Origin of the sequence: Pseudomonas sp. 22526 (assembly GCF_052044735.1) — a bacterium.
Taxonomy (GTDB): domain Bacteria; phylum Pseudomonadota; class Gammaproteobacteria; order Pseudomonadales; family Pseudomonadaceae; genus Aquipseudomonas; species Aquipseudomonas piscium.
In genome coordinates this window covers 58,937-72,305 of the sequence record NZ_JBQENK010000007.1, presented here as the reverse complement: position 1 = coordinate 72,305, position 13,369 = coordinate 58,937, and the positions used below count along the sequence as shown (strand labels likewise).

Sequence of the window (13,369 nt, the reverse complement as noted above, 5' to 3'; positions counted from 1 at the left end):
CTCTATAGGCGCAGTAGTGTTACGGTGTGCTGTCCAGTTGTTCCATAAACAGGCGTTCGATCTAGTGGTGGGAGCAGCTGGCGCAGGTGGCCAACTGCTCCGGTTTCAGGAGGACTTTGAAGTAGATATCTATCTGGGCAGGAGCGCGCCGAGAGATATAGGCGAAAGGATTTGCAACGCAGGCATCCAGGCCCCCCAATACCTGCACCCTATTATTACTTCAACCCAAACAACCTCCGCGCATTCCCCCGCCCAATCTTCTCCCTATCGTTCTCACTGATCAGCGCCTGATCAAACCAGTTGCTCGCCGTCGCCATGCTTTCATACGGATAGTCCGCAGAAAACAGCACCCGATCGACCCCGATTTCGCTGATGGAATCCAGCAAACCCTTGGTGTGGAAGTGGCCGGCGGTGGTCAGGTAGAAGTTGTGGCTGAAGTAGTGGCTGACCGGTTTTTTTACGTTGCCCAGGCCTTCGCCTTCGCGTTGCATGTGCAGGCGGTGTTCCAGGCGTGGCAGCATCAGCGGCAGGCCTTCGGCGAGGTGGCCGAGGATGATGGTGAGGTTGGGGTAACGGTCGAACAGGCCACTGAGCATCAGACGGATCGCGTGGGTGGCGGTTTCGTGGGCGAAGCCCCAGGCCGAGCCGACCAGCGATGGATAGCCCTCGTAGATCCGTCGCTGGCTCGGCAGCGGTTCGCGTGGGTGCAGGTAGACCGGCACGTTGAGCGCCGCGACCCGCTCCCAGAACTCCCATACCGGCGGTTCGTCCAGGTATTGCGCGGTATCGGCGTTGCCGATGTTGGTGTAGCCGTTGATCAGTGCCCCCACCATGCCGTAATCCTTTACCGCACGTTCCAGTTCGTCCGCCGCGGCCCTGGGCGATTGCAGGGCCACCGTGGCGAAGGCCTTGAAGCGCTGCGGGTGGCGGGCGACGAACTGTTCGGTGACCTGCTCGTTGGTGCGTTGCGCGAAGGCGATGGCCTGGCGCGGATCGAGCAGCGACTGGGCGCCGGGGGAGGTGAGGGACAGGATGGCGAGGTCGATGCCATAACGGTCCATATCGGCGATGCGCTGGTCGCTGTCCAGCAGTCGTCGTTCCACATCCGCCATATAGGCCCGGCCATTGCGCGTGGCTTCGCCGGAAGCATCCCACAGGCTGTTGTTCAGCTCGGTGCTGACGTGTTCCTCGAGTACGATTTTGCCTTTCATGCTGATGTCACCTCTTTAAGGATAAACAGGTACGTGGCGGGTCGACTGAGGCCTGGGCCTAGGCCTCGGCGGTCGACAGGCTGATGTGTTTGTATTCGATGAAATCGTCGATGGCCGCGGCGCCGTTCAGGCGGCCCAGGCCGGACTGGCGATAACCGCCTTCCTCGAATTCGTCGTAGACCTTGGCCCAGTCGTTGATCCACACGGTGCCGGCCTGCACCTTGCGGGCGACGCGCAGCGAGCGTTTGGTGTCGCGGGTCCAGATGGCGGCGGCCAGGCCGTATTCGCTGTCGTTGGCCAGGGCCAGGCCCTCGGCTTCGCTGTCGAAGACTTGCAGGGTCAGTACCGGGCCGAAGGTTTCCTTCTGCACGATGTCCAGCTTCGAGTCGCTGACTTCCAGCAGGGTCGGGCGGTAGAAGGCGCCGTTGGCCAGTTCGCCGTCAGTGGCGGGCCCGCCGCGGACGATGACCTTGGCGCCGGCGGCAATCGCGGCCTCGACGGCCTGGTCGACCCGCTGCACATTGGCCTTGTCGATCAAGGGGCCCATGTCGCTGCGCGGGTCGGATGCCGGGCCGACCCGCACTGCTTGCAGGCGCGCCGCCAGGCGTTCGCGCAGCGGGTCGGCGATGCCGCGCTGCACCAGCAGCCGCGAGCCGGTCATGCAGAATTGCCCGGCGAATACGGTCAGGGCTTTTTCCAGGACCGGCAGGGCGGCATCGAGGTCGGCGTCATCGAACACCAGGTGCGGGGTCTTGCCGCCCAGCTCCAGGCCGAAGCGCTTGAGCGACTGCGCGCCCACCGCGGAAATGGCGCGGCCGGTGGCGGAGGAACCGGTGAAGCTGATGACCGGCACCTGGGGCGAAGCGATCAGGCGGCGCGAGCCTTCGCCGCCGGACTCGGTGAACAGGTTGATCACCCCGCGCGGCAGGGAAGGTGCCTCGGACATGACCTTGGCGATCAGGGCATTGGTCTGCGCGGTCTGCGCCGGCATCTTGATCACCACCGTGGTGCCGGCGGCCAGGGCCGGTGCCAGCGAACGCACCATCAGCACCACCGGCGAGTTCCACGGCACGATGATGCCGGCCACGCCCATGGGTTCGCGCAGCACGATGGACAGTACGTCGGGGCGCGGGGTGCCGCTGTGGCCGCGCTCGGTGCGGGCCAGGGCCGCGTAGTAGCGCAGCTTGGAGGGCACCATGCTGACTTCGAAGTGGGCTTCGGGCTTGATCTTGCCGTTCTCCAGCGCCAGTTGCTCGACCAGCGCCTCGCTATTGCGCTCGAACGCGGCGGCCAGCTCGTCGATGACCCGGGCGCGCAACGCGCTGTCGTCGGTCCAGTCACTGTTGAAGGCGCGCACGGCCGCGGCGATGGCCGCATCGGCCTCGGCGCCGCCGCCATCGGCGTAGTGGCCGATGACTTTGGAGGTGGCCGGGTCGATGGATTCGCGGTGCTCGGTCGAGTCGACCCAGGCGCCGTCGATCCAGTGTTTGGCAAGGGTGTTGTGAATGGTCATGGCAGTGTTCTCCGGCTCAGCTGTAGCGGCGCGCGATGTATTCGGCGGTGGCGATGGTGGTGACGTTGGTGGCGACCGAGATGGTGTCCGGGAAGATCGACGCATCGACTACCCGCAGGCCCTGCACGCCGTGTACCCGGCCCTCCAGGTCGACCACGGCGCCGGGGTCGCCGGCATGGCCCATCGGGGCGCTGGAGGTGGGGTGGTGGTAGGTGTCGAGGGTGGCCAGCATCGACTGCTCGATCTGCTGGTCGCTGCTGGCCTGGGCGCCCGGGTTCAGTTCCGAGTGGATCAGGTCCTTCAGCGGTGCGGTCTGGCCGATCTTGCGCGCCAGCTTCACCCCTTCCAGCAGGCGGGCGCGGTCCTCGGCCTGGGCCAGGAAGTTGAGGTCGATCAGCGGCGCCTGGGCCGGGTCGCGGCTGGCCAGTTTCAGGCTGCCCACCGACAGCGGGCGGGTCAGGGCCACGGCCAGGACAAAACCGACCTTGGTCGGGCTCTGGTCGTGGGGGAACAGGTGGGTGGCGGTGATGTGCAGGTCGAGGTCGCCATTTTTCGCCGTGGAGCTGTGGGTCCAGAGCTTGGCGCCGATCACCGGGGACTGCTTGCCGATCAGTTCGGGGCGGGCGGCATAGGCGTTGTAGTAGAAGGGGTGGTCCTTGAGCCGCTGGCCGACGGGCAGGGCGGCGACCAGGGGGATCGACAGCGACGCCAGATGCTCGCGCGGGCCGATGCCGGAACGCAGCAGAATGGCTGCGCTGCCGTAGGTGCCGGCGGACAGTATGACCTCATTCGCATGGATGACTTCGCCGCTGGCCAGGCGCACGCCGGTGGCGCGGCGGCCGTCGAACAGCACCTTGTCCACCAGCACGTCGCCGCGGATCTGCAGGTTGCCGCGGGCCCGCACGGCATTGTCGAGGTAGGCGATGCCGGTGTTGACCCGCACGCCGTCGACGATGTTCATCGGGTAGGGGCCGACGCCGTTGGCATCGGGGCCGTCGAAGTCGTCGACCGCGTGGTAGCCGTTGGCGATGGTCGCCTCGACGAAGGCCCGCTGCATGGGGCTGATGTCATTGCGGGTCAACTGGTGCACCGGCAGGGGGCCGTCGTGACCATGCAGCTCTGTGCTGCCGGTGTTGCGTTTTTCCAGCTTCTTGAACGACGGCAGCAGTTCTTCATAGGACCAGCCGGGCAGGTTCCAGTTGACCAGGTCCTGTTTGCGCGCGCGGATCGCCACCGCGCCGTTGACCGCTGAGCTGCCGCCCAGCACCTTGCCGCGAATCGCGTGGATCGGATGGCCGATATAACCGGGCAGGGTCTGGTAGCCCCAGTCGCTGCTGGCATCGCCGCCGACGCTGTCGCTGCTGGCGATGACTTTCGGGTAGTCGCGGGTGCCGTAGACGTGGCCGGCTTCGAGCAGCAGCACCTGGCGCTCGCCGCGTTCGCTCAGGCGCCTGGCCATGACCGCGCCGGCCGAACCGCCGCCGATGATCAGCACGTCGACCGGGTTGCCGGCGCTGCCGTCGCGCTTGCCGTTGGCGCCTTGCGGGGCTGCCGCGAAAGCGGGACCGGCGCCCAGCATGGAACCTATTGCCAGGGTCGCCGAGCCGGCGACTGTCTGGGCCAGCAGTTTGCGGCGCGAAGGGTTTTCTGGTTGGTGGTGACTCATCGCTCATCTCCCATAGCAGGCGAATGCCTGTCAGATGGAAGCTGAGGCTAAGGTGCGCTTGGGTTGAGCGACAGCCACTCTAAAGTGAACCGCTGGTTCAGTATTACTGGACCAGGCGTCGGGCCCCGCGCAGTCAGGCGGTGGAGCCGCGCGGCAACAATCCGCGAGCGATCAAAGCCGCGTCCCAGGGCGCCGGGCGACCGATTTCCTCGCCGAGAAATTGAATCAGTGCCTGGACCTTGGGCGGGGTTTTCAGGGTCTTGAGGTACACCGCCGAGATGTGCCCGCCGGACGGCGCATAGTCGTCCAGCACCGACACCAGCCGGCCGTCGATCAGGGCGTCGGCCGCCAGGAAGGTTGGCAGAATCGCCAGTCCCAGGCCGGCCAGCGCGCCTTCGAGCAACTGATGCCCGGAGTCGGTACGCATCCGCACCCGGACCCGGAACGAGTGCTGCGCGCCGTCCAGCGGCAGGCTCCACATGCCGTTCGGCTCGCGGTTGTAGTAGATCAGGCCGTCGTGCTGCTGCAGGTCGCCGGGGTGTTCGGGGGTGCCCTGGCGCGCCAGGTAGTCGGGGCTGGCACAGATCAGGTGGCGGTTCTCGGTCAGTGGCCGCGCCACCAGGCAGGAATCGTGAAGGTTGCCCAGGCGGATGGCGACGTCGAAATGGCCGTCCTGCAGGTTGGCGACCTTGTCCTGGGCTTCCATGTCCACGCACAGTTGCGGGTATTGCAGGGCGAAGCGCGCCAGCAGCGGCGCCAGGTAGCGCGGGGTGAAGGCCATCGGCGCCGCCAGGCGCAGGGTGCCGCCGAGGCTGGCCTGGCGGTCCTGCACCGACTCTTCGGCGCGCGCCAGGTCCCGCAGGATGCGCGTGCAATCGGCGTAGAACAGCTGGCCGGCCTCGGTCAGCTTCAGCGGCCGGCCACGGGTCAGCAACACCACGCCCAGGCGCTTTTCCAGCTGTTGCATGCGTTGGCTGACCAGCGACTTGGTGGTCCCCAGGCGGCGTCCGGCTTCGGAAAAACTGGCCGCCTCGACGACGGCGACGAAGGTGCTCATGTCCGAGAATTTATTCACCGCCACTCCTGTTGCCCTGGGTTGAAGAACCTGAAAAGAACCACGCAGGTTCGCGTGGTGCTCAGGGGCGCCATGAGAAGCCAAGCGTATCGGACAACGCAAGTGGCGAAATGGTCAGAGACGAAATCGCCACCCGGGGCGATAGGCGGGGGCGGCTGTTGCCGATGGGCAGGCGCCCGGATTGCCTGGTGTTGCCGAAGTTTGGCGTTGTTCGCACGGTTTTCCGTGGGCCGGCCACTTCGCGGCTATTCTCTAATTTCAGGTCGATGGCCTAAAAGATTCATGTCCACGCCGCTGGCCTGATGTCCTGCTCGCCCGGGTAAAAGCGCGTTTCTCAGTGTCGCTGAGCCGTGTCGGGTGTGGCTTCGAGGACCGGCCCCTCCAGTTCGAGGGCTCTCAAGGGCGCTTCAAGGGTGATCAGGGACGACGACCGTGATGGCATGCATGCAGTGGCGGCAATGGATATGAGCGTCGGGTCTACGACCGGAGAAGAGGCGGCGGACTTTTTCGTGCAGACCCTGGAACAGGCCAACGATGCCGTGGTGATCATTGACGATCGCAACCTCGTGGTGTTCTTCAACGCGGCGGCCGAACGTTTCTGGGGCTGTCAACGGCGCGAGGTGCTGGGCAGCGAGGTCAGCACGCTGGTGCCGATCCCCATCCGCTCGCGGAACGACGGCGAAACCGGGGTCAACAAGATCATCGGCACCAGCCGCGATGTCTGCATCACCCGCAAGGATGGCGAAGAACGCTGGGGCGCGATGGCGATCTCGAAAATCACTCTGCAGGGGCGCATTCTCTATGCCGCCTTTTTCAAGGACGTGACCCAGACGCGGCTCAAGGATATCGAGCAGCGCTTGCTGTCGATGTCGGTCAACGCCAGCAGCTCGGCCACCTGCATCGTCGACGCCGACGGCCGGCTGATCTACATCAACGACGGGCTGGTGCGCTTGCTCGGGTATTCCCGCGAGGAACTGCTGGAGCGCTCGCCGCAGATGTTCTTCGTCACCGATACCCCGGGGGAGGCCCAGGCCGACGAGCTGCACCTGGAGAGCATCCTCAGTGGCCAGCCCCATGAAGCCTGCGGCCTGGTCAGCAAGCGCAACGGCCAGCGGCTGTGGGTGCAGGTCTGCTCGGCGCCGGTGTTCGACGCCAAAGGGCGGATCGGCAACATCGTCATAGTGTTCACCGACATCACCCGTTCCAGGCTGCCCGAAGTGCTGCAGGACAAGGTCATCGGTGCGCTGTTGCAAGAGCAGCCCCTGGAGAACGTGTTGACTCTGCTGTGCCAGGAAATCGAGCGCCTGGCGCCAGAGGCCGTCGTCTCGATACTTGGCGTGGACCCGCAAGGGCTGCTGCATCACCTGGCCAGCCCCAGCCTGCCGGCCGATTACTCCAGGGCCATGGAGGGGCTGCCGATCGGGCCTGCCGCTGGCTCCTGCGGTACCGCGGCCTTTCGCGGCGAGCCGGTGCTGGTCAGCGATATTGACACCGATCCGCTGTGGGCCGATTACCGCTGGCTGGCGCAGCAGGCCGGGGTGCGGGCCTGTTGGTCGATGCCGGTGCGCAACAGCGGCGGCAGGGTCTGCGCGACCTTTGCCCTGTACTTCAGGGAGAGCCGCAAGCCCGATACCACCCATGCCCATCTGATCATGACCGGGACCCACCTGTGCATGCTGGCCCTGGAACGCGAGGAGGCGCGCCAGTCGCTCCGCCGCATGGCCTGCTCCGACGCCCTGACCGGCTTGCCCAACCGCAGCGCCCTGCTGGCCGAGGCCAACCGCAGCCTCGCCGAGGTCGCCCTGGAGCAGGGCGAACTGGCGGTGCTGTATGTCGACCTGGATCGCTTCAAGCAGGTCAACGATGCCCTCGGGCATGCCTCGGGCGATGAGCTGCTGCAGGTCATGGCGCAACGGCTGCGCAGCGTGCTGCGCGAGTCGGACATCGTCGGGCGGCTGTCGAGCGACGAGTTCGTGCTGGTGCTGCCCCGGATGAACGCCACCCGGGTCACGGCCTTTCTCGAACGCCTGATGCTGACCCTGGGCGCCCCGGCCGATATTGCCGGGACTGCCATGGTTCCCTCGGCCAGCGTCGGCGTCAGCCTGTACCCCAGCGACGGCCAGGATATGGAAAGCCTGCTGCATTGCGCCGATATCGCCATGTACCAGGCCAAGCGTACCGAACGCGGTGGTTTCAGGTTCTTCCTCGAGGAGATGGACCAGCTCGCCCAGCAGCGCCTGCAGCTGGAGACGGCGCTGCGCCAGGCCCTGACCAGCGACGGCCTGCACCTGGTCTATCAACCGCAGATCGATTTGCACACCAATGGCCTGGTGGGGGTCGAGGCGCTGGCGCGCTGGGAGCATCCGAGCCTGGGCAATATCCCGCCGGCGCAATTCATTGCGCTGGCCGAGGAATGCGGGTTGATCAACTACCTCAGCCAGTGGGTGCTGTGCGAGGCCTGCGAGCAACTGGCGCGCTGGCGCCGATCGGGGATCCGGGTGCCGTCCATCTCGGTCAACCTGTCGCCAATCAACTTCCATAACCTCAACCTGGCGGCCCTGATCGCCCGCCAGTTGCAGCGCTGTGGCCTGCAGCCGGCGGACCTGTGCGTGGAGGTGACGGAGGGCGTGTTCCTGTGCAGCAGCCCGACTACCGAGCAAACCATCCAGGACCTGCATACCCTGGGCGTGCGCCTGGCCATCGATGACTTTGGCGCGGGCTATTCCAGCCTGGGCTATCTGCGGCGCTTGCCGATCAGCGAGCTGAAGCTGGACCAGAGCTTCGTCGAGGAGTTGGAACACGACGCCACCTGCCGTGCCTTGAGCGAGGCGGTCATCGGCATCGGCAAGGGCCTGTCCCTGCGGGTGGTCGCCGAGGGCATCGAACACGCCGCGCAGCGCGACATCCTGCAGGCGCGGGGTTATGACGTGGGGCAGGGCCAGCTGTTTTCCTCGCCCATGCCGGCGCGGGTGTTCGGGCAGTGGTTTGTGGGTTGGCACAGTTAGCCGGCGGGACGATTCGGGCCTGCACCGCCATCAAAGACTAAGGCCTGCCGGGCGCCAGGAACGGTAGGGCTATTTGAAGAGTATTGTCTTTAAGTCAAGTTATTAGCCTGTAGGAAACTTCTATTTTTCTCCGTGTACACCAACTAATCCTGACAGGGTTTTAGTTATGGTCTATGGGAAAATAGCACTTTGCTAGTGTGTCGAGTTTTTAAAACTTTAAACCGCAGGCCTATTCCCTAAGCGACTGATGTGATGCTGGAAAATCATTTGTCAGCGGTATTTTTGTGGGCTTTAGTGGGGAGGGAAAACAATCCAGGGACACTGCCATACCGCGTGAGTCAACTCATCGGTGGCTTAAATATAATAAAAAGGTGATCCATGACAGACTCCACAAAAGTGCCGGGTGCGTGCGACATGGCCGGCGATTTTCACAGCGAGAAAACCACCGGCGGGTTGAAAAGAACCCTGACGCCCCGGCACCTGAGCATGATCGCCATTGGCGGCAGCATCGGCACCGGGCTGTTCGTCGCCTCGGGCTCGACCATTGCCCAGTCCGGGCCGGGCGGAGCGCTGCTGGCCTTTGTGGTCATTGGTGCCATGGTGTTCTTTCTGATGACCAGCCTCGGTGAACTGGCGTCCTGCATGCCAGTCACCGGTTCGTTTTCAACTTATGCCTCGAAGTATGTCGATGAAAGTTTCGGCTTCGCCCTGGGCTGGAACTACTGGTATGCCTGGGCGGTGACCATTGCTGTGGACCTGGTGGCTGCGCAGATCATCATGGCTTATTGGTTTCCCGATGTGCCGGGGTATATCTGGAGTGCGGGTTTTCTATTGATCATCACCGCACTCAATATGGCCTCGGTGCGCTTGTTCGGTGAGTCCGAATATTGGTTCGCCCTGATTAAAGTCATCACTATCCTGCTGTTTATCACGGTGGGCGTTCTGATGTTGTTCGGCATTCTCAGCGGCGGCGAAAATGCCGGCCCCAGGCTCTGGTTGATTGGCGATGCGCCAATTGTCGGCGGCCTGGGGGCCCTGGTCGGGGTGGCGATGATCGTGGGGTTTTCGTTCCAGGGCACCGAGTTCGTCGGTATCGCCGCCGGTGAAACCCGGGACCCCGGGAAAAACGTGCCGCGCGCGGTGCGGCAGATCTTTTGGCGGATCCTGCTGTTCTACGTGCTGACCATCCTGATCATCGGCCTGTTGATTCCCTACAACGACCCCAGCCTGTTGCGCAATGGCGTGTCCGATATCCGCGTCAGCCCCTTCACCCTGATCTTCGAGCGGGCCGACATGCTCGGCGCGGCCGCGGTGATGAACGCGGTGATCCTGACCTCGGTGCTGTCCGCCGGGAACTCCGGCATGTATGCCTCCTCGCGGATGCTCTACAGCCTGGCCCTGGAAGGCAAGGCGCCGGCGATCTTCGCCCGTTTGAGCGCATCCGGCACCCCGCGGTGGGCGCTGCTGGCCACCGCCACGGTGGCGGCCTTGTGCTTCTTGACCTTCATTTTCAGCCCGGGGCAGATCTATAACTGGTTGCTCAACACCTCGGGCATGCTCGGTTTTATCGCCTGGCTGGGCATCGCAGTCAGCCACTACCGGTTTCGTCGCGGCTATGTGCGCCAGGGCCATGACCTGGGCAATTTGCCCTATGTGTCGCGGTTCTTTCCGTTCGGGCCGATTTTCGCCTTTGTCCTGTGCCTGTTCGTCACCCTGGGGCAGAACTATCAGGCCCTGCTCGGCGACTCGATCGATTGGGCCGGGATGACCGCCACCTATATTGGTCTGGTGCTGTTCCTGGTGATCTGGCTGGCCCACAAGCTCATCAGCAAGTCCAGGTTCGTCCGGTTCGACGACATGAGCTTCTCGATGATTCGCAACAAGTCCGAATGCTACCCGCCAGAGGAGTCGGCTCTGGACCACGAGACGGCTCTTCCTGTGCACATGACCCAGCTCGGAGCCAAGTGATGAGTAAGGATTTTCTCGAAAGTTATTACGAAGCCACGGTTGAAAAGACCGCCTATCCGGCGCTCGGCGGCCGGGTGGAGACCCGGGTGTGCATTCTGGGCGGCGGGCTGGCCGGGCTTTCCACGGCGCTGGGTTTGGCCGAGCGCGGCGTCAAGGACGTGGTGGTCCTCGAATCCCACAGCGTCGGGCACGGCGCCTCGGGGCGCAACGGCGGGTTTGTATTCGGCGGTTACTGCCTGGGCAATGCCGAGCTGCTCAAGACCCTGGGCCGCGAGGAAGCGCGGCGGCTCTACCGGCTGACCATCGACGCGGTCGAGCTGATCCGCCAGCGCGTCCGGCAATACGGCATCCAGTGCGACCTGACCGACAGGGGCGTGTTGCTGGCCAACTGGTTCAACGACCCGGCGCGCCTGGAAAAACCGCGCCAGTTGATGAAGGAGGTCTATGGCGTCGACTGGCAGTACGTGGCGCCGGGCGAGTTGCGGGAAAGGCTGAAGACCGAGCGCTACTTTGGCGCCTTGTTCGAGAGCAATGCCTTTCACTTCCACCCGCTCAAGTATGTGTATGGCGTGGCCGCGGCTGTCGCTGGCTACGGCATCGATATCCACGAACACTCCGCGGCCCTGGCGATCGAGCAGCAGGGCGGCAAGTACCTGGTCAAGACCACGGGCGGCGAAGTGCTGGCCGAGCAGGTGGTGTTCGCCGCGGGCGGTTATGCCCGCGGTTTGTACCGCCCGGTAGAACGGGCGACGCTGCCGATTGCCACCTATGTGGTGGCGACCGAGCCCCTGGGCGAGGCGCTGAAGGATTCGATCAACTGCGAGTCGGCCATTTACGACACCCGCTTTGCCTTTGACTACTACCGCCCGCTGGCGGACAGCCGGATTCTCTGGGGCGGGCGCATTTCCATCCTCAACCGTGGCCCGCAGGCCATCGCCGGCCTGCTGAAAGCCGATCTGGTGACGGTCTACCCGCAACTGGCCGACGTCGAGATTGAATACTCCTGGGGCGGGCTGATGAGCTACGGTCGCCAGCAGATGGCGCAGATCGGCCAGGACGACAACGGCGTGTGGCATGCCGTGGGGTTTGGCGGTCACGGCATGGCCCCGACCACGGTGGCGGGGGAGGTGCTGGCGGATGCCATTGCCAAGGCCATCCCGATTCCCCAGGGGTTCGGCAAGTTCGGCCTGGTGCCCACCTTCGGCCTGGCCGGCCTGGTCGCGGCGCAGGCGACCTACACCGCCTATCAGGCCCTGGACGCCTACGATGCCCACCGCTTGAACAAATGACCGCCGCTTTTCCCAGGCCCGACGGCCCATGGAGCAATCTCAGCGTTTTCTGGCCCAAACCCCGGAATGAACTTATGCTGGCGGGCAAATCTGCACTCATTGAAAGCCCAAGGCGTGACGCGAGGACGTTCCGAGCGTCTACGACTTGAACAAGTGACGCTGCTGCAGCCCGTATTGGCTCTTGGCATATTGAAATTGGGAGATTGTGTATGGTCATCAAACCCCGCGTTCGCGGCTTTATCTGTGTGACGACCCACCCGGTCGGTTGCGAAGCCAACGTCAAGCAACAGATCGACTACGTCACCGAACAAGGCACCATCGACGCTGGGCCAAAGAACGTACTGGTGCTCGGCGCTTCCACCGGCTACGGCCTGGCCGCCCGCATCACCGCCGCCTTCGGTTGCGGCGCCAACACCCTGGGTGTGTTCTTCGAGCGCGGCAGCGTTGACGGCAAGCTCGGCACCGCCGGCTGGTACAACACTGCGGCTTTCCACAAGTTCGCCGAAGAAAAAGGCCTGTACGCCAAGAGCATCAACGGCGACGCCTTCTCCGACGAAGTGAAGCGCCAGACCATCGAAACCATCAAGCGCGACCTGGGCAAGATCGACCTGGTGGTCTACAGCCTGGCCGCTCCGCGTCGCACCCACCCGAAAACCGGCGAAGTCCTGAGCTCGACCCTCAAGCCGCTGGGCAAATCGGTGACCCTGCGCGGTGTCGACACCGACAAGGAAATCGTTAAAGAAACCACCCTGCAGCCAGCCACCCAGGAAGAAATCGACGGCACCGTAGCCGTGATGGGCGGCGAAGACTGGCAGATGTGGATCGACGCGTTGCACGAAGCCGGCGTACTGGCCGAAGGCGCGAAAACCACCGCCTTCACCTACCTGGGCGAGAAGCTGACCCACGACATCTACTGGAACGGTTCCATCGGCGAAGCCAAGAAGGACCTGGACCAGAAAGTCATCGGCATCCGCAAGGAACTGTCGGACCTGGGCGGCGACGCACGGGTATCGGTGCTCAAGGCCGTGGTGACCCAGGCCAGCTCGGCGATCCCGATCATGCCGCTGTACCTGTCGCTGCTGTTCAAGGTCATGAAAGAGCAGGGCAGTCACGAAGGTTGCATCGAGCAGGTCTACGGTCTGTACAAGGACAGCCTGTACAACCCGAACCCGATCATCGACCAGGAAGGCCGCCTGCGTGCCGACTACAAGGAACTGGAACCGGCCATCCAGGACCGCGTGAAGCAGCTGTGGGATGAAGTCACCAGCGAAAACCTCTACCAGCTGACCGACTTCACCGGCTACAAGCAGGAATTCCTGCGCCTGTTCGGCTTCGAGATCGACGGCGTCGACTACGAAGCCGATGTCGATCCGGACGTGAAGATCGCCAATCTGATCCAGGTGTAAGCGAGCTTACTGCGTCATCGCCAACGCCCCTCTCATGAGGGGCGTTGTCGTTTCTGCGGCGCCATTTGTCCTTTCAACTGAGCGTCCGGTGCTGAACGGCGGAATTCGCGGCCCTTGGTTGGGCCCGTCGCAGCGCTACAGGACTCGCGCGAGCCAGCCGCCGCCACTCCCTCGAGCGCCGGTCTGGCGCCAGTGATCGACCCGCCGGGAAACGCTCATGGCGAGAGCGAAGGGCG

Annotated in this window: 8 protein-coding genes; 4 read left to right on the top strand and 4 right to left on the bottom strand. The window is 64.2% G+C overall.

From position 1 onward, the window contains the following. Positions 1-215: 215 nt before the first annotated feature. The 4 genes from ACTJKT_RS12410 to ACTJKT_RS12395 all read right to left on the bottom strand — a co-directional run bounded on the left by ACTJKT_RS12410 (position 216) and on the right by ACTJKT_RS12395 (position 5,465). On the bottom strand, positions 216-1,211 hold the full coding sequence (locus tag ACTJKT_RS12410) for an amidohydrolase family protein (protein WP_440787281.1): 996 nt from the start codon (positions 1,209-1,211) through the stop codon (positions 216-218). A gap of 58 nt (positions 1,212-1,269) precedes the next feature. Further along, on the bottom strand, positions 1,270-2,724 hold the full coding sequence (locus ACTJKT_RS12405) for an aldehyde dehydrogenase family protein (RefSeq protein WP_440787280.1): 1,455 nt from the start codon (positions 2,722-2,724) through the stop codon (positions 1,270-1,272). Positions 2,725-2,740: 16 nt separating this feature from the next. Further along, positions 2,741-4,390 (bottom strand): GMC family oxidoreductase, encoded by a 1,650-nt coding sequence (locus ACTJKT_RS12400; RefSeq protein WP_440787279.1) that lies wholly within the window; start codon positions 4,388-4,390, stop codon positions 2,741-2,743. Positions 4,391-4,523: 133 nt separating this feature from the next. Beyond that, on the bottom strand, positions 4,524-5,465 hold the full coding sequence (locus tag ACTJKT_RS12395) for a LysR family transcriptional regulator (protein ID WP_440787278.1): 942 nt from the start codon (positions 5,463-5,465) through the stop codon (positions 4,524-4,526). Positions 5,466-5,929: 464 nt separating this feature from the next. Here ACTJKT_RS12395 and ACTJKT_RS12390 point away from each other — a divergent pair, with 464 nt between their 5' ends. From ACTJKT_RS12390 to fabV, 4 genes are all read left to right on the top strand, one after another. Beyond that, positions 5,930-8,470 (top strand): EAL domain-containing protein, encoded by a 2,541-nt coding sequence (locus tag ACTJKT_RS12390; protein WP_440787277.1) that lies wholly within the window; start codon positions 5,930-5,932, stop codon positions 8,468-8,470. 414 nt (positions 8,471-8,884) lie between these two features. Further along, positions 8,885-10,438, top strand: a complete 1,554-nt coding sequence (locus ACTJKT_RS12385; RefSeq protein ID WP_440787471.1) for an amino acid permease — start codon at positions 8,885-8,887, stop codon at positions 10,436-10,438. After that, positions 10,438-11,727: an NAD(P)/FAD-dependent oxidoreductase gene (locus ACTJKT_RS12380; protein WP_440787276.1), complete on the top strand. Its 1,290-nt coding sequence runs from the start codon at positions 10,438-10,440 to the stop codon at positions 11,725-11,727. The genes ACTJKT_RS12385 and ACTJKT_RS12380 overlap by 1 nt, the downstream gene beginning before the upstream one ends. A 209-nt stretch (positions 11,728-11,936) precedes the next feature. Further along, a complete protein-coding gene (gene fabV, locus ACTJKT_RS12375; RefSeq protein ID WP_106697298.1) occupies positions 11,937-13,133 on the top strand; it encodes an enoyl-ACP reductase FabV in 1,197 nt (398 codons plus the stop codon). Positions 13,134-13,369 lie beyond the last annotated feature (236 nt).